Origin of the sequence: Geobacillus thermoleovorans (genome assembly GCF_001610955.1) — a bacterium.
In the GTDB taxonomy this organism is placed as follows: Bacteria; Bacillota; Bacilli; order Bacillales; family Anoxybacillaceae; genus Geobacillus; species Geobacillus thermoleovorans.
The window spans coordinates 3,330,434-3,346,054 of the sequence record NZ_CP014335.1 but is presented as its reverse complement, the minus strand read 5'-3'; the positions used below and the strand labels follow the sequence as shown (position 1 = coordinate 3,346,054).

At 54.2% G+C, this 15,621-nt stretch carries 18 protein-coding genes; 11 read left to right on the top strand and 7 right to left on the bottom strand.

What is annotated here, in order from left to right; translation table 11 throughout:
- Positions 1–4 precede the first annotated feature (4 nt).
- The 7 genes from GT3570_RS16865 to GT3570_RS16840 all read left to right on the top strand — a co-directional run bounded on the left by GT3570_RS16865 (position 5) and on the right by GT3570_RS16840 (position 8,905).
- Complete coding sequence (locus GT3570_RS16865) at positions 5–1,450, top strand: glycoside hydrolase family 32 protein (protein ID WP_062899060.1); 1,446 nt, start codon at positions 5–7, stop codon at positions 1,448–1,450.
- Between the two features lie 173 nt (positions 1,451–1,623).
- Positions 1,624–2,820 carry an MFS transporter gene (locus tag GT3570_RS16860; protein WP_062899059.1) on the top strand — a complete coding sequence of 399 codons (1,197 nt, stop codon included), beginning with the start codon at positions 1,624–1,626 and terminating at the stop codon, positions 2,818–2,820.
- Positions 2,821–3,048: 228 nt separating this feature from the next.
- Positions 3,049–3,879 carry a glycosyltransferase family 2 protein gene (locus GT3570_RS16855; RefSeq protein WP_014197004.1) on the top strand — a complete coding sequence of 277 codons (831 nt, stop codon included), beginning with the start codon at positions 3,049–3,051 and terminating at the stop codon, positions 3,877–3,879.
- Between the two features lie 288 nt (positions 3,880–4,167).
- Positions 4,168–5,550: a glycine--tRNA ligase gene (locus GT3570_RS16850; RefSeq protein WP_014197003.1), complete on the top strand. Its 1,383-nt coding sequence runs from the start codon at positions 4,168–4,170 to the stop codon at positions 5,548–5,550.
- Positions 5,551–5,758: 208 nt separating this feature from the next.
- Positions 5,759–5,908 carry a hypothetical protein gene (locus GT3570_RS18835; RefSeq protein ID WP_014197001.1) on the top strand — a complete coding sequence of 50 codons (150 nt, stop codon included), beginning with the start codon at positions 5,759–5,761 and terminating at the stop codon, positions 5,906–5,908.
- Between the two features lie 182 nt (positions 5,909–6,090).
- Entirely contained in the window at positions 6,091–6,726 is a 636-nt protein-coding gene (locus GT3570_RS16845) for an FMN-dependent NADH-azoreductase (RefSeq protein WP_021321322.1), read from the top strand.
- 310 nt (positions 6,727–7,036) lie between these two features.
- Positions 7,037–8,905 carry a SpoIIE family protein phosphatase gene (locus GT3570_RS16840; protein WP_128721753.1) on the top strand — a complete coding sequence of 623 codons (1,869 nt, stop codon included), beginning with the start codon at positions 7,037–7,039 and terminating at the stop codon, positions 8,903–8,905.
- A gap of 49 nt (positions 8,906–8,954) precedes the next feature.
- Here the strand turns inward: GT3570_RS16840 and GT3570_RS16835 are convergent, their stop codons facing one another.
- From GT3570_RS16835 to GT3570_RS16825, 3 genes are read right to left on the bottom strand one after another with little or no spacing between them, the layout of a single operon-like run.
- The gene (locus GT3570_RS16835; RefSeq protein ID WP_014196998.1) at positions 8,955–9,725 is read right to left on the bottom strand and encodes a sigma-70 family RNA polymerase sigma factor; all 771 of its coding nucleotides are present in this window, start codon (positions 9,723–9,725) and stop codon (positions 8,955–8,957) included.
- Positions 9,685–10,173: an anti-sigma B factor RsbW gene (gene rsbW, locus GT3570_RS16830; protein ID WP_014196997.1), complete on the bottom strand. Its 489-nt coding sequence runs from the start codon at positions 10,171–10,173 to the stop codon at positions 9,685–9,687. The genes GT3570_RS16835 and rsbW overlap by 41 nt, the downstream gene beginning before the upstream one ends.
- Positions 10,170–10,520 (bottom strand): STAS domain-containing protein, encoded by a 351-nt coding sequence (locus GT3570_RS16825; RefSeq protein WP_014196996.1) that lies wholly within the window; start codon positions 10,518–10,520, stop codon positions 10,170–10,172. The genes rsbW and GT3570_RS16825 overlap by 4 nt, the downstream gene beginning before the upstream one ends.
- Positions 10,521–10,648: 128 nt before the next feature.
- Here GT3570_RS16825 and GT3570_RS16820 point away from each other — a divergent pair, with 128 nt between their 5' ends.
- From GT3570_RS16820 to GT3570_RS16805, 4 genes are all read left to right on the top strand, one after another.
- A complete protein-coding gene (locus GT3570_RS16820; RefSeq protein WP_014196995.1) occupies positions 10,649–11,032 on the top strand; it encodes a YkvA family protein in 384 nt (127 codons plus the stop codon).
- A 169-nt stretch (positions 11,033–11,201) separates the two neighbouring features.
- Entirely contained in the window at positions 11,202–11,891 is a 690-nt protein-coding gene (locus tag GT3570_RS16815; protein ID WP_013524842.1) for a uracil-DNA glycosylase, read from the top strand.
- A gap of 13 nt (positions 11,892–11,904) precedes the next feature.
- Complete coding sequence (locus GT3570_RS16810) at positions 11,905–12,204, top strand: YwdI family protein (RefSeq protein ID WP_025039370.1); 300 nt, start codon at positions 11,905–11,907, stop codon at positions 12,202–12,204.
- A 267-nt stretch (positions 12,205–12,471) separates the two neighbouring features.
- A complete protein-coding gene (locus GT3570_RS16805) occupies positions 12,472–12,843 on the top strand; it encodes a DUF423 domain-containing protein (RefSeq protein WP_014196993.1) in 372 nt (123 codons plus the stop codon).
- Between the two features lie 52 nt (positions 12,844–12,895).
- Here the strand turns inward: GT3570_RS16805 and GT3570_RS16800 are convergent, their stop codons facing one another.
- The 4 genes from GT3570_RS16800 to GT3570_RS16785 all read right to left on the bottom strand — a co-directional run bounded on the left by GT3570_RS16800 (position 12,896) and on the right by GT3570_RS16785 (position 15,523).
- On the bottom strand, positions 12,896–13,798 hold the full coding sequence (locus GT3570_RS16800) for a prenyltransferase (RefSeq protein ID WP_014196992.1): 903 nt from the start codon (positions 13,796–13,798) through the stop codon (positions 12,896–12,898).
- A 19-nt stretch (positions 13,799–13,817) separates the two neighbouring features.
- Positions 13,818–14,318 carry a hypothetical protein gene (locus GT3570_RS16795; RefSeq protein WP_014196991.1) on the bottom strand — a complete coding sequence of 167 codons (501 nt, stop codon included), beginning with the start codon at positions 14,316–14,318 and terminating at the stop codon, positions 13,818–13,820.
- A gap of 134 nt (positions 14,319–14,452) precedes the next feature.
- A complete protein-coding gene (gene gerQ, locus GT3570_RS16790) occupies positions 14,453–15,058 on the bottom strand; it encodes a spore coat protein GerQ (protein WP_014196990.1) in 606 nt (201 codons plus the stop codon).
- Between the two features lie 18 nt (positions 15,059–15,076).
- Positions 15,077–15,523, bottom strand: a complete 447-nt coding sequence (locus GT3570_RS16785; RefSeq protein ID WP_011232884.1) for a cell wall hydrolase — start codon at positions 15,521–15,523, stop codon at positions 15,077–15,079.
- Positions 15,524–15,621 lie beyond the last annotated feature (98 nt).

The following is a 15,621-nucleotide window of genomic DNA, read 5'->3' as shown; positions in this document are numbered from 1 at the left end:
GTGGATGAAATCCGAACGCGAACAGAAACTTATTGAACAAGCATACGCTGAAGTCGAAAAATATGAGACTCTTGTCAATCGTGACCGGTATCGGCTTCGCTACCATCTCATGCCTCCTGTCGGGTTGATGAACGACCCAAACGGGCTGATCGACTGGAACGGAACGTATCACGTCTTCTACCAATGGATGCCGTTTCGCACCGGCCATGGCGCCAAGTTCTGGGGGCATTATACATCCCCAGACTTGGTTCATTGGCAAGCAGCGCCGATTGCGTTAGCGCCAAGCGAATGGTATGACAAAGATGGCTGCTATTCCGGCAGTGCGATTAGTTGCGATGGAAAGCTCGTGCTGTTTTACACTGGCAATGTGAAAGATGAACAAGGAAACCGCCAAACGTACCAATGCATGGCCGTATCGGAAGATGGCATTCATTTTACAAAAAAAGGCGTCGTCATTACACTTCCGGACGGATATACGGCCCATTTCCGCGATCCGAAAGTATGGCGGTATCAGGGCCATTGGTATATGATCTTGGGGGCGCAAAGCGAAAGCGGCGATGGAAAAGCGGTGCTGTTTCGTTCCGCTGATCTTTGTCATTGGGAGCATCTTGGCCCAATTGCTGGCGGCAACATGAACGGGCTTGGTCCGTTTGGCTATATGTGGGAATGCCCAGACTTGTTTCCATTAGATGGGCAAGACGTGCTCATCGTCTGCCCGCAAGGATTAAAACCGGACGGCATGCGCTACCAAAACGTCTACCAGTCAGGTTATTTTGTCGGCCGCTTCGACTACGAACGGGCCGAATTCCTTCACGGGACGTTTGAGGAGCTTGATCGCGGCTTTGAATTTTACGCCCCGCAAACGATGCTTGACCGGAACGGGCGGCGCATCCTCATCGGCTGGATGGGTGTGCCGGATCAGAATGAAGACCGCCAGCCGACAGTGAGCCACCGCTGGGTGCACGCGCTCACCTTGCCGCGCGAACTTCGCCTCACTGGCGGCAAGCTGAGACAGACGCCAGTGGAAGAGCTGAAACAGTTGCGCAAACAAAAAGTAGCATATCCAAGCGCCACTGTGGTGAATGAGCTGAGGTCATGGCCGGGACTCGAGGGAGATGCGATCGAACTTCGCCTCGACAATATCGAACTGTTCGGAAGCATGATGGAAATTTACTTTCGCCATGCGGCTCGCCTTGTTTACAATAGTGACGAAGGGGTATTGACGCTTGAACGGAAAAGCTTTGTGAACGGGCTGACGGAGAAGCGGCAATGTCGATTGCCACGTCTTCGTTCGCTTCATGTTTTCCTTGATACGTCATCGATCGAACTGTTCGTCAATGATGGTGAAGAGACGTTCACTGCGCGGTTTTTTCCGCATCCGGACGACCAAACGATTTTCTTTGGCGCTCATGGGCATCTTCAGATGGACATCGAGAAATGGGAATTATAAGACGGATTGGCACGAGCAAAGCTGCCGAGAGCAATCGCTTTTCGGCGGCTTTTTATGACTGTTGCGGTTCATTTTGTGAGAAAATGAGCAATACGGGATTGAATTTACTTCCGTCCCCCTCTATAATGAACAGTAGATGATGTCTTTACATCGATAATGACAGGAGGATACACATGAACGAACCGACGATTTCCCAGCGCAAGCTGTTAAGCATTGCCGGTCTCGGTTGGCTGTTTGACGCGATGGATGTCGGCATGTTGTCGTTTTTGATGGCCGCCTTGCAAAAAGATTGGAACTTGACGGCCGGGCAAGTCGGCTGGATCGGCAGCGTCAACTCGATCGGCATGGCGGTCGGGGCGCTCGTGTTCGGATTGCTTGCGGACCGGATCGGTCGAAAAAACGTCTTTATTTTGACGTTGTTATTGTTCTCGGTCGGCAGTGGGCTGTCGGCGCTCACGACGACGTTGGCGGCGTTTTTGGCGTTCCGCTTTTTGATCGGCATGGGGCTTGGCGGCGAGCTACCGGTCGCGTCAACGCTCGTTTCGGAGGCGGTGCCGGCTAAAGACCGCGGACGGGTTGTCGTGCTGCTCGAGAGCTTTTGGGCGGGCGGCTGGCTGTTGGCGGCGCTCATCTCGTATTTCGTCATACCGGCTTACGGCTGGCGGACGGCGTTATGGCTGGCGGCGATCCCGGCGCTGTATGCGATCTATTTGCGCCTCCGCCTGCCCGATTCGCCGCGGTTTGCGGCCGCGCAAAAAGAGGAGACGGTGTGGAGCAATATCGTCAAAGTATGGTCCGCTCCCCATCGGAAAGAGACGGTTATGCTTTGGTTGCTTTGGTTTTGCGTCGTCTTTTCGTATTACGGCATGTTTTTATGGCTGCCGAGCGTTATGGTGATGAAAGGGTTTAGTTTAATTAAAAGCTTTGAATATGTGCTCATCATGACGCTGGCGCAATTGCCCGGCTATTTCAGCGCCGCATGGCTGATCGAGCGGGCGGGGCGGAAATTTGTCTTGGTCACGTACTTGCTTGGCACAGCATTGAGCGCTTACTTTTTCGGCACGGCCGAGTCGCTCGTCGGGCTGATGGCATCCGGCATTTTCTTGTCGTTTTTCAACCTCGGCGCTTGGGGAGCGCTGTATGCGTATACGCCGGAGCAGTATCCGACGTCGATTCGTGCGACCGGCGCCGGCATGGCGGCGGCGTTTGGCCGCATCGGCGGCATTTTCGGCCCGCTGTTGGTCGGCTCGCTTGTCGCCCAAGGGGTGTCGGTGACGGCCATTTTCACGCTGTTTTGTCTATCGGTCCTTGTCGCCGTTTTGGCGGTCGCGGTGTTGGGCAGCGAGACGAAGCAGCAGGAGCTTGCATGAGGAAAATCGTTGTAAGGGACATTCTCTAAGACAGATCTCTCATGAGAGTTGGGGGCTTTGGTTCGTGGCGCTCGTTAGGGGAGGCACGCCGAAATTGACAAACAAACGGCAGGGGCGGTACCTTAAGGGTAAGCCCCTTTTTTGATTGGCCAAGCTTTTGGTGGGTGTGCGCATCGACGCCCGCGGACGCCAAGGGGGAAAGCCAGTGCGAGAGGCGGTGAATCAATCTTGCGTCCGTCCGTGTCTGTCGTTATTCCGACGTACAATCGCCCGTATCCGCTTGCCGAGCTGCTCGAGTCGTTAAGCCGGCAGACGTACAAGCCGTTTGAGGTCATCATTGTCAATGACGGCGGCGTTCCGGTTCATGATGTCGTCGTCTTGTACCCGGAGCTTGACATCCGTCTCATCGACCGCCGCGACAACGAAGGACATGTCGCGGCCCGCAACGCAGGCGTCCAAGCGGCGCGCGGCGAATTCATCATGCTTTGCGACGACGATGACTTAGTGTTGCCGTGCCATCTCGAGCGGATGGTCGCAGCGCTCGAGCATGCGGACTTCGCCTATGCCGATGCGGAAATTGTCCAGTATCGGGTGGAAAACGATCAGCGCGTCCCATCCGCCCGTTTTTTATTTGCCTATGAGTATGATTTGGAAGCGATGCGGACGTTTTCGACGTACGTCCCGTCTGGAAGCGTGTATCGAAAATCGCTCCATGACGAGATCGGCTGCTTTGACCCGTCTGTCCACCATTATTGGGATTGGGACTTCTTTTTGCGCGCGGCGGTCGTCTGTCGCGTCGCCCGTGTCGCGGCGGCGACGGTCTTGTATGCATTCAGCCCGGACGGCGACAACGTGTCGCGACAGGTAGGCGGCAAGCGGCGCCAATATTTGCGGCGGCTTTGCGAGAAGCATGGGCTCGGCGACTTGCCGGTGAAAAACTTTTGGCTCTTGCTTGACGAGCCGGAAGTCGCGAAGCGCCGGGCGGACACCGAAGTCATTTGGAACGGTCAGCCGATCGTGTCGCGGTTTTGGATGCAAAAAAAGGCAGGATGGCGTTGACAAAAGGTTTTGGGGTTTGTTATGATAGTGGACAAAATCATATATGGATCGCGATGACGGATCAATAGTAGTTAACCCTCTCTTCCCAAGCGAGCCGGGGACGGTGGAAGCCCGGCGAAGATGGTTAATGAAACGGCAGTCCGGAGCGGAAATGGCAAAAAGGGGATGCGTGATTTGCGCATCAACTAGGGTGGAACCGCGGGAGCTACGCTCTCGTCCCTAGGCGTCAGGCCTAGGGGCGAGGGCGTTTTTGATTGGTGGACATCACATTGAAGGAGGATGAACACGATGGCTGTCACAATGGAAGAAATCGTCGCACATGCCAAGCATCGCGGCTTCGTTTTTCCGGGGTCGGAAATTTACGGAGGGCTGGCGAACACATGGGATTACGGCCCGCTTGGCGTTGAGCTGAAAAACAACATTAAACGGGCGTGGTGGAAAAAATTCGTTCAAGAGTCGCCGTACAACGTCGGGCTCGACGCCGCCATTTTAATGAACCCGAGAACGTGGGAAGCGTCCGGCCACTTAGGCAACTTCAACGATCCGATGGTCGACTGCAAACAGTGCAAAGCGCGTCATCGCGCCGATAAGTTGATTGAGAAGGCGCTCGAGGAAAAAGGGATCGAGATGATCGTCGACGGTTTGCCGCTTGCCAAGATGGATGAACTCATCAAGGAATACGACATCGCCTGTCCGGAATGCGGCAGCCGCGATTTCACGAACGTTCGCCAGTTCAACTTAATGTTCAAAACGTACCAAGGCGTCACCGAGTCGAGCGCCAACGAAATTTATTTGCGCCCAGAGACAGCGCAAGGCATTTTCGTCAACTTCAAAAACGTCCAGCGCACGATGCGCAAAAAATTGCCGTTTGGCATCGCGCAAATCGGCAAAAGTTTTCGCAATGAAATTACGCCGGGCAACTTTACGTTCCGCACGCGCGAATTTGAACAGATGGAGCTCGAGTTTTTCTGCAAACCGGGCGAAGAGCTGCAATGGCTTGAGTATTGGAAGCAGTTTTGCAAGGAGTGGCTGCTGTCGCTTGGCATGAAGGAGGACAACATCCGCCTGCGCGACCATGCGAAGGAAGAATTGTCCCACTACAGCAACGCCACGACTGACATCGAGTACCATTTCCCGTTCGGCTGGGGCGAGCTGTGGGGCATCGCGTCGCGCACGGATTACGACTTAAAGCGGCATATGGAATACTCGGGCGAGGACTTCCATTATCTCGACCAAGAAACGAATGAACGCTACATCCCGTACTGCATTGAGCCGTCGCTTGGCGCTGACCGCGTCACGTTGGCGTTTATGATCGACGCCTATGACGAAGAAGAGCTGGAAGACGGCACGACCCGGACGGTGATGCATTTGCATCCGGCGCTTGCACCGTACAAAGCGGCTGTCTTGCCGTTGTCGAAAAAGCTCGCTGATGGGGCGCGCCGCATTTACGAAGAGCTGGCGAAACATTTCATGGTCGACTATGATGAAACCGGCTCGATCGGCAAGCGGTATCGCCGCCAAGATGAAATCGGCACGCCGTTTTGCATCACATACGATTTCGAGTCTGAACAAGACGGCCAAGTGACCGTGCGCGACCGCGACACGATGGAACAAGTGCGGTTGCCGATTGGGGAGCTCAAAGCCTTTTTGGATGAAAAAATCGCTTTTTGATGACGGGAACGCCGGGGCATTCGTGAGGCCCCGGTTTTTTATCGGCTTTTTTGCCAAACAAGGAAGCAGGCGATTGAAAAAAGTCTGGAAACGGAACCGCTTTTATAGTTAAAATTTCAAAAAACCATCGAATTTCCGCCGCATAAATGGTAAAATAGAAGCATAGACTAGTTCCTGCATCCTGCACGAATCAAGGGGGTTAGCCATCATGGAAGGAAAACCGATCTATTACGATGGCAGTGGCCATCAGCCTAGTGACGCCGGCGAAAACGCCGCGAAAAACGAACCGTTTACGTTGACGGATGAAATAAGAAAACAAATTAGCGGCAATCCGTTTGCTGTTGAACAAAGCGAATAACCGATCCGCACGCCAATTGCCTCAAGGGCAATTTTTTTTTGGGCAAATGATTTGCCAAATTCGCATCATCTTTCTATAATTATCTCTTGTTCGAGATATTTGAAGTAGAGGTAAAATGCATGTCATGTTTAAAAATGGCAAACACTAAAATGCTCAGATCATCAAGAAAGGGAGTATGCATCATGACGAAAGTATTGTACATCACCGCCCATCCTCACGACGACACGCAATCGTACAGCATGGCGGTTGGAAAGGCGTTCATTGAGACGTACAAACAAGTGCATCCGGACCATGAGGTGATCCATCTCGATTTATATAAAGAATACATTCCGGAAATCGATGTTGACGTATTCAGCGGTTGGGGCAAACTTCGCTCCGGGAAATCGTTTGAAGAGCTGTCTGATGAAGAAAAAGCGAAAGTCGGGCGGATGAACGAACTGTGCGAACAGTTTATTTCCGCCGATAAATATGTCTTTGTGACGCCAATGTGGAACTTTTCTTTCCCGCCCGTATTGAAAGCGTACATTGACGCCGTGGCGGTGGCCGGAAAAACGTTCAAGTATACAGAACAAGGGCCGATCGGGCTGCTCACCGATAAAAAAGCGCTCCATATTCAGGCGCGCGGCGGATTTTATTCGGAAGGCCCGGCGGCACAAATGGAGATGGGACATCGGTATTTAAGTGTCATTATGCAGTTTTTCGGCGTGCCGTCGTTTGAAGGACTGTTTGTCGAAGGGCATGCGGCGATGCCGGAAAAGGCGGAAGAAATAAAAGCGAACGCCATCGCCCGAGCGAAAGACTTGGCTCACACGTTCTAATGAGACGCTTTGAATAGGTTGGCGATTTCGAAATGTCATGAGAAATGACGCTTCACCGTCTCCGCCGGCGCGGCCGGCCTCATGATGTCGATTTCAAAATTGCATGGGAAATGACCGCGGTTGAGGACGCTCTCTGTTTAGAGAGCGTTCTTTTTGTTGTTCCGGCGGCGGAAGCGAAAATGAGGAGGCGGCGACGTTCGTATGCGATTGATGTCCAACGTATGGTATAATAAGCCATATAGCCGTGAGGAGTGGAGGTTCACCATTTGTGAACAAGGATCAACGATATCAGCCAGCGCGTTGGCACGGCATGGCGGCAACGCTGGCGGCCGGGCTGTTTGGCGTGCTTCTGTTCGCTGGCGGTCAGCTGCTGCTTTTACCCGAATTCTATCATCCTATTCATCTTTCTTTAGGGTTTGCCGCTGTCGTCGTCTGTTGGCTTGTCGCCTTGCAAGGATGGGCTGTATTTCCGCATACGCTGTCAACCGAGCGGCTCATGATGGGGGCGTTGTTTTTTTCTGCGGGGGCGCTCTTTTCTGTTCACTTTGTCCTTTCCTTCACAGAGGATGACGTTTTGGCGGCGCTATTTTCGCTCGCTGCCCGCTTTACGCTTGCTTGGGGGCTGCTCTTTCTCTTTTCACGGCCCGATGAGGTGATGGAACGGCAAAGCGGGCAACGCTGGCAGGCGTTTTTGGCCGCGTTTTTGTATACGGCGGCTGTTAGTTTGTTCATCCACATCACGTCCCCGTTTTGGCCGGCGCATGGGACGAGCCGCTGGCCGTTTTGGTGGCGCGCAGGGGAAGGAGCGGTCGGTTTGCTTGATGCAGCGGCGGCCGTGTTCGCATGGCGGCGTTTTCGGCAAGGGAGGGCTCCCGCTTCCCTATACTGGTCTATGGCGCTTCTATTATTTGCCCTCGGTCAATGGTTGCTCATGCTTGGCAGCGGGTACGGGCTATGGGGGCAGCTTTATGAAATGGCTGGATTTTTGTATGTCGTGCGTGCCATGTATATGGAAACGGTGGAAAAGCCGTACGTGGAGCTGAAGCACCGTGAACAACAGCTCGAGATGATGGCGAATGCCCTTGGAGAAGGATTGCTGATGGTGAATCGCGACGGGCAAATCGTTTGGATGAATCCGGAGGCGAGCCGGTTGATCGGCGCCACTTTGGAAGAGGCGAAAGGCAAGCCACTGTTTTCGTTTGTCTCGCTCGCGGGGCCAGACGGCGACAAGTGGGATTGGAAGCAGCTGCGGCGCGTCGTCAAACGGCTGAAAAGCGGCGAGGTGATTCGCGTCGAGGAGGAGCCGTTTCGCCGCCGCGACGGCGTCTGCCTGCCAGTCGGTTATACGCTGGCGCCGGTGTTGGAAAACGGTGCGCTGGCGGGGCTTGTCGCCGTCTTGCGCGACATGACGGAGAAAAAAGAGAAAGAGCGGCTTGAGCGTGAACGCGAACAACTCGACTTTGAACTGTCGCTTGCCGCAAATATGCAGCGGTCGCTTTTGCAGACATCTTCGAAAGTGAACTTGCCTTCGTACATCGACATCGGTGTCCTCAGCGTCCCTGCCCGAGTGTTGAGCGGCGATTTTTATCACTTTGCTGTCCATCAAACATCGGTGTCCGTCGGCATTGCCGATGTATCGGGAAAAGGCATTCCAGCGGCGATGCTCATGACGCTGATGAAATTTATTCTGGACCGGACCGTCCATTACGGAACACAGCCGCACGTATATCTTGACCTGCTGAACCGATTCGCCTACGACTACACGGAGCCGTCGATGTTTGTCACGATGTTTGTCGGCAATTACAACGAAAAAACACATACGTTCTCGTACGCGTGCGCTGGACACGAACCGGCGCTTTGGTATCGGGCGAAAACGAAGCAATGCGTGCCGCTAGGCGCCAAAGGCTGCGCGCTCGGCTTGTTTCCGCAATTTTCATTTGAGACCAAATCGGTTGTGCTTGAACCAGGCGATTTTGTGCTGCTGTACACCGACGGGGTGACGGAAAAGCGTACCGAAGAGGCGGACGATGACTTTTCCGTTCTCGCCGCGATGGTCGCCCGCGTCAACCTTGATCAGCCGGCGCCGGAGATCGTGCGCGAGTTGTACGAGCATATTCAAGCGTATCATCAATACGAACAAAAAGATGACCAGACGTTGTTGCTGCTGCGCCGCCGCTAGCATGGGCAGTTCGACCGCTTGATGCGTAAGGCGGCGCGATGTTTGACCGTTATGGCGAATAGGCGGCGAGCTGCCGCTTCAATTTCGCGATGGCCCGCTTTTGAATGCGGCTGATTGTCATTTGCGAGACGCCGAGCCTCTCGGCTAACGAGCGCTGCGTTTCCCCGCGCCGGAAGATGGCGTCGATGACGATTTGTTCTTGCTCGCTCAGTTTGCCGATCGCCTGCTCTAAATCCATTCGCTCGATCAGTGACTCGATTTCGTTCGCTTCATCAGCGACGAATTCACCGATCGTCGTCGCATCCTTTTCCCCATCTTGCACCGGGGCATCGAGCGAAACGGCTTGGTAATGGTCCCGTCCGGCCAAAATTTCGATCGTTTCTTCGACCGATAAGCCTAAGTGGCCGGCGATCTCATCGAGCGTCGGCGAACGCTCGAGCTTGACGGTCAGCTCATCGATCGCCTGCTGCACTTTGCTTCCTTTTTCTTTCACCTTGCGCGGTACTTGGATGTACCATGCTTTGTCGCGCAAATAGTTTTTCATATAGCCGATCAAGCTTTTCATGGCGTATGACTCAAAGCTTGCACCTTGGCTCGGGTCATAATGATCGAGGAGGCGCAAAAACGACAGCCGTCCGATCTGAAACAAGTCTTCGTAAAAGTCAGGGCGGCTGCGCGCCATTTTTTTCGCTGCGGCCGCAATGAGCGGCTCGAAGCGCACGAGCAAGGCGGTCGCCGCTTCTTCCGTTTTTGTTTGTTGATAGGCGGAAATGAGGGCGTCAAGCTTGCTCTTGGACAGAGGAGGGGGATATACAGTCATGGGCATGCTCTCCTTCGCCGCGATGGCGGAATTTCGTCAGGCGGACTTCCGTTCCGCCCTTTGTGGTGACGGTGACATCGTCCATGAGCGCTTCCATCAAAAACAGGCCGAGGCCGCCAGCTTTGACGTCTTCAAGCGGCTTCGCGGACAGGGGCGCTGCTTGCTTGGCCACCCGTTTGTAATCAAACCCTTTGCCCTCGTCTTTAATGATGATTGAAAGTGCATCGGCGCGCATCTCAAAGCGAAGATGAATGACGCCGCCCCTTCCGTTGTACGCATGCAAAACAGCGTTGTTGCACGCTTCTGAGATGGCCACTTTCATATCTTCAATCTCTTCATAGGAAAATCCCATCTTGGCGGCCAGCCCGTATAGCGTCAAACGAGCGACATCGATAAACTGCGCATCAGCAGGAATCGACAGCTGTACGACGGTTTCATGCTCTTTCATGATTGCCCCTCGATCCTTTCTGTCGTGTCATTCATTGTCGAAAACAAGTAGGATACGCCGGTTAAATCAAACAAGCGTTGGACTTTCGGCGGCACGTTCTCAATCATAAACGGCGCTTCTTGTTTTTTGCGTGTTTTCAGCAGTGCGACAAACATCCCGATGCCGGTGCTGTCGATATACGACAACTCTTCAAGGCGGATGACGAGCGGCTTCGACGCATCGCCAGCGAGCGGCTCGACGGCGCGTTGAAACTGTTCGGCCGTCGCTAGATCAAGCTCCCCTTTTATGTATACAACATGCCGATCCGGCTGTTCATCATGCACGATATGAAATCGTTTCCTGTCCATAGCCGTTCACCTCACATAATCAATGAGTTAGCTGGATGATGGTGCGGGAAGGTTGTCCACCTTGCAATGTTTACACTCCTATACCCATATTTTATACTATATGAAACAGGAAAGGGCAGGGGAACGCGATGTTCACAAAGTGGAAAGAATGGGCAAGGGCGCTGAAACGGGAAATTTTTGTCTTGTATTCGGCCAGCCGCGATCGGCGCATCTCTGTCTGGCTGCGGCTCTTTATGCTTGGCGTTGCGGCGTATGCGTTCAGCCCGATCGATTTGATTCCCGATTTCGTTCCGGTTCTTGGGTATATCGATGATTTGTTGCTTGTGCCGCTAGGCATTTACTTGGCGCTGAAATGGCTGCCGAAAGACATCGTCGCCGAACACCGGGCGCGGGCGGAAGAGCTCGCCAAGCAAGGCAAACCGACGAATTGGGCCGCTGGGGCGCTGATCATTTTTTTATACGTGTTGCTTGGCGTCTGGCTGCTCCGCTGGTTGATTTCGTGGATATTTTGATCTTTCCCTCAATTTTTGATGGCTGAGGCAGGGGATTGGCGCATTTCCTGTTGGGGAAACAGGTTTCGCTGTGGTTGCCTCAATCTGAACATTCACTTCGCTTTGACGCTGGGGTCTTTTTGGTTACAATGATAAAAGGAAAAAGCCGATGGCAAAGGAGTTGCTCGCAATGCCGATTCTCAAAAACGACTGGGCTCCGCTGCTTGAAGAGGAGTTTCAAAAACCATACTACTTGAAGCTGCGCGAATTTTTAAAAGTGGAGTACCGAACGCGGACGATTTATCCGGATATGCACGATATTTTCAACGCCCTTCATTATACACCGTATGCAAACGTCAAAGTCGTGCTGCTCGGGCAAGATCCGTACCACGGCCCGGGGCAGGCGCACGGGTTGAGTTTTTCCGTCAAGCCCGGCGTACCGGTGCCGCCGTCATTAGTCAACATCTTCAAAGAGCTGCATGATGACCTTGGCTGCTACATACCAGATAACGGCTATCTCGTGAAATGGGCCGAGCAAGGGGTGTTATTGTTAAACACGGTGCTGACCGTCCGCCGCGGCCAGGCGAACTCCCACCGCGGCAAAGGGTGGGAACAATTCACCGACCGCGTCATTGAACTCGTCAATGAAAAAGACGATCCGGTCGTCTTTTTGCTTTGGGGCCGGAACGCTCAGGAGAAAAAAGAACGGATTACGAATCCGCGCCATCTGATTATTGAAGCGCCGCACCCGAGCCCGTTTTCCGCCGCGCGCGGCTTTTTCGGCCATCGCCCGTTTTCGCGGACGAACGCGTTTTTGATGAAATGCGGACGCGAACCGATCGACTGGCAAATCGAAAACATCGGCGTCCGTGCTGAATAAGGAGGAGAGAATGATGTCCATCTCGTTTGCGGCCGTTATCGCCAAGATGGAAGATGAGCTGCGGAAAGCGAGGTCCACGAACGACCTGCAGCGGGTGCGTGAACACGTCGCCGCCATTCGCGTTTTATGCGATTTGATGTTGGAGGCAACAAGCCATCCGCAGCCGTCCGCTTCGTCTGCCGCAGCCGGGCCGCTTGTCGTCGGCGGGCCGATTTCGGTTGCTGGCGGGCTTTCGCTTGGAGCCGTTTCTGTCGGGGGACGCTCCCCTGACATTGACGATGAGGCGAACGGAGAGTCGTTGCTGGATTTCTGAGAGTGGGACAGCGAATCCCCGTGGAACGGCCTTCTCCACAGGGATTCTTGATCAACAGAACTCCTTTAAACCGCTTGTCCTTGTTTGCGCCAAAGAACAAGAAGCGGTTCTCCGGCTTGGATGCGGGTCTTGTCGGTAGCGCTCCCCATTGACCGGTTCTGTCGAGTGAAGTGGCTGACATACATTAGTAATTTGTTGTCGGGGAACATTCCCATTATTATTAATGAATGAGGGAAAACAATCTTTCATTAGAAAGGCGGAACAGCTATGAAAACATTCATCCTTCTCGGCGCGCTCAATGCGTTTTTAGCCGTCGCATTGGGAGCGTTTGGCGCGCACGGGCTGGAAGGGAAGATTCCGGATCGTTATTTGGAGATTTGGAAAACGGCGGTCCAATACCAGATGTTCCACGCATTAGGGCTGCTTGTTGTCGGATTGCTCGCTGGCAAGGCGCCGAATGTCGGGCTGATCGGTGCGGCGGGCTGGGTGATGCTGGCGGGGATTGTGCTGTTTTCCGGCAGTTTGTACGTATTAAGTGTTACGCAAATCAAGCCGCTTGGCGCCATCACCCCGTTTGGCGGCGTCGCCTTTTTAATCGCTTGGGTGATGATCGGATATGCGGCATTAAAATGGTTGTAAACGGAGCGCAGGAGCGGAGCGCTCCGTTTTTTTGCCGCCGTCCCTCTCCGCTCTATAGCGAAAGCCATAGACTCAACGTCAACAACAGTCCAACGGCCCAATGATGGCGGGCGGCCCATTTCATGCCGCTTCTTTCCTCGGTTCGACTAGCGCCGGGGCGGAAACAGAGACGAAGCCGGATGGCAAGCGGCATCGCGAGCCCTGTGACCGCGGCAAGCAAAGGAACGATATGCCAAACGATCAAAGCAGCAATGGACAAGTAGGCGGAGACGAGAAGAAGCCCGAGAAGGCGCACGGCGTTGTTCCGTCCGAGCCGGATGGCTAATGTGCGGCGAAACGGCCGGTCTTTTTCGATGTCGCGGATGTTGTTTGTCAAAATCATCGAGGCGATCAGCAAGGCGAACGGGATGGACAAGGCAAACAGAGCGGTGTCTGGAACATGCCCTTGTACGGCATAAGCGAGTGCGGTCACGACCGGCCCCATGCAAACGGCGGCGGTCAACTCACCTAAACCGAGCGAGGCGAGCGGACGCGGCCCGGCTGAGTAGGCGATCCCGCAGATGATCGCTGCGGCGCCGATCCACGCGATGGCTGGATCGCTTTGCCACGCCAAGTACGCGCCTAACGCAACCGCGACGGCCAGCATGGCGCCAGCAACGGCAGGGATCGAGCGATGGGCAGGTCCATGGCCATGCCCGTTCGTCCATTTGTCATCGTCTTGGCCGCGCAACCGATCAAAATAGTCATTCAGCATGTTGACGGCTGACTGAATCAGCACAGAGGCGGCTAACATCGCCAGCAGCACCTCGATCCGAACGGCGCCCTTTTTCGCCGCCAGCGCGGTGGCGGCCAGCACAGGGCTGATCGTTCCGCTCCATGTCGGCGGGCGCATTAAGTGAAGCCATGAAAAACGGTAAACCCAATGCCGATCTTCTTCACGATGTTCATATCGCAATGCGAACCCCTCGTTTCCGTTAGGAGAGTAAAAGCATGCATACGATGAGCACGACAAATCCGGCCGCTTCGACCGACTGAACGGCAATGATCGAGGTCATCGCTTTTTTTAACGGCGCATCGTCACCGCCATTGGCTTGGCGCCAAAGGTCTTCATTGGAAAACACCGTCATCGCCTTGCGGTAGCCGACGAACATCCCCCAAGCGAGCGTTGCGATGCCTGTGAGAAGGGCGGTCAGCCATACACGGCCATAGGCGGTCTGCCATACATCTGCCCAACGGTTGATCGGTCCGGCGGCTGTGCCAAGCCATATGCCAGTGGCGATGACGACGGCACTTGCCGCGGCGAGCGGCCGATGCGACCACTGCATGAGCGAGCGGAAAAATTGCCGGCGCTCAAGAGGCGGCATGAATTGGGAGGCTGGATACACTGCCCAGCCGATGAATGCCACGCCCCCCACCCACATGATCGCCGCGATAAGATGTACCCCCAGCAGGAAATCACGCGACGTCCAAACCATCAGTAGACACCTCTTTTGTGTCATTTACCACCATTATATAAGGCCGTGTAGTAGCAGCTTGTGATGGCCATCACGTCAACCAAAAAAAGAAGGTTGCCATCGGCAACCTTCTTGTCAAAAGACAGTTTTTCCGTTTAGCGTGGAGAATACGTAGCAAGCGGTGTTGCGGCTGTAGCGCCGGCAAACGGATATTCGTAGGCGATTTCTCCTTCAAACGTGACATAATCGAGGTAAATCATCGGGATCAAATAGCGTGTGCCTGTTTGTGGGTCGCTTAAAATGACATGGTCACGTCCAGCCGCTTCAATGACGCCGCGAAACACCTTGGCATTCCACTCACGGTTGTTTTCAAACGTCGCATAGATGGTAGCGACTTTCCCTTTGTTTAACCGCAAAATGTTTTCAATGTACGACTCTTCGAGCGGCAGCATCCCCGGGATCGCCGCTCCTGCCGCCGCAGGCGCAGCGGCGGTGGTCGGCGTCGGTGTCGGGGCCGTGAACGTCGGCGCCTGCAAACCGAACGTCGGAGCGGCGGCTGTCGCCGGCGTCACGGTTGGAGCGGCAGCCGCTTGCGGATAGTAATAATACGGGTACGCCGCCGGATAGTACGGCTGCGGATACGGATAGCCGTATGGATAGGATGCATACGGTTGTTGCCGTTCTTGACCGAACGGCGAATAATAAAATGATTGTTGCTCCTCATCAGGTGGATAAAATTGATTTTCTGGATTGTTCGGCATAAAGAACCCTCCTCAATATTAAGAATAGACGCGTGGGCAGTCGGATGGAGTCGGTGCAAAAAAGCAATGCGATTTGTAGCGGCCGACGTTCCACTGGCCAAACCATTGCGGTGGGCACGGTTGGCCTTCAGGTGGTTTAAAAAACCAAAGGGCGTTTGTCGCTGGGTGGTAGCGCCAACCGCGGAGCACTTGGCGGGCTAGGCCGATGTCCACTTCGCGCGCCCGTTGGTAAAAGTACCCTTTTTGCACCGCCTCAAAACCGCCCGGGCTTTGAAACACCATTTGCCGGATAGAGCGGATGCCGCGGAAGTCAAGGCAGTCGGCGATGACGCGGTTGACGCCGACGTTGCCGACCATGAGCATCCCAAGCCGCCCGTCTCCTTCCGCTTCAGCTCGCATGAGCCGAGCCAACAACTTTACTTCCTCTTCTGTGTGGGCTACAATGGAGGGAGCGATCTGACCCATATCGTCACCTCAGTCGTTGTGAATTTCGACAGTAATAGGCTATTGGTGGAACAAGAAAATGGTGACACACGAATAGAATGTTTCTGAAGAGATTTTCT

Bases quoted from the DNA above. Each gene is read 5' to 3' on its own strand.
- GT3570_RS16865 (WP_062899060.1), top strand. From the start codon at position 5: ATGAAATCCGAACGCGAACAGAAACTTATTGAACAAGCATACGCTGAA.
- GT3570_RS16860 (WP_062899059.1), top strand. From the start codon at position 1,624: ATGAACGAACCGACGATTTCCCAGCGCAAGCTGTTAAGCATTGCCGGT.
- GT3570_RS16850 (WP_014197003.1), top strand. From the start codon at position 4,168: ATGGCTGTCACAATGGAAGAAATCGTCGCACATGCCAAGCATCGCGGC.
- GT3570_RS18835 (WP_014197001.1), top strand. From the start codon at position 5,759: ATGGAAGGAAAACCGATCTATTACGATGGCAGTGGCCATCAGCCTAGT.
- GT3570_RS16845 (WP_021321322.1), top strand. From the start codon at position 6,091: ATGACGAAAGTATTGTACATCACCGCCCATCCTCACGACGACACGCAA.
- GT3570_RS16840 (WP_128721753.1), top strand. From the start codon at position 7,037: ATGGCGGCAACGCTGGCGGCCGGGCTGTTTGGCGTGCTTCTGTTCGCT.
- GT3570_RS16835 (WP_014196998.1), bottom strand. From the start codon at position 9,725: ATGACTGTATATCCCCCTCCTCTGTCCAAGAGCAAGCTTGACGCCCTC.
- rsbW (WP_014196997.1), bottom strand. From the start codon at position 10,173: ATGAAAGAGCATGAAACCGTCGTACAGCTGTCGATTCCTGCTGATGCG.
- GT3570_RS16825 (WP_014196996.1), bottom strand. From the start codon at position 10,520: ATGGACAGGAAACGATTTCATATCGTGCATGATGAACAGCCGGATCGG.
- GT3570_RS16820 (WP_014196995.1), top strand. From the start codon at position 10,649: ATGTTCACAAAGTGGAAAGAATGGGCAAGGGCGCTGAAACGGGAAATT.
- GT3570_RS16815 (WP_013524842.1), top strand. From the start codon at position 11,202: ATGCCGATTCTCAAAAACGACTGGGCTCCGCTGCTTGAAGAGGAGTTT.
- GT3570_RS16810 (WP_025039370.1), top strand. From the start codon at position 11,905: ATGTCCATCTCGTTTGCGGCCGTTATCGCCAAGATGGAAGATGAGCTG.
- GT3570_RS16805 (WP_014196993.1), top strand. From the start codon at position 12,472: ATGAAAACATTCATCCTTCTCGGCGCGCTCAATGCGTTTTTAGCCGTC.
- GT3570_RS16795 (WP_014196991.1), bottom strand. From the start codon at position 14,318: ATGGTTTGGACGTCGCGTGATTTCCTGCTGGGGGTACATCTTATCGCG.
- gerQ (WP_014196990.1), bottom strand. From the start codon at position 15,058: ATGCCGAACAATCCAGAAAATCAATTTTATCCACCTGATGAGGAGCAA.
- GT3570_RS16785 (WP_011232884.1), bottom strand. From the start codon at position 15,523: ATGGGTCAGATCGCTCCCTCCATTGTAGCCCACACAGAAGAGGAAGTA.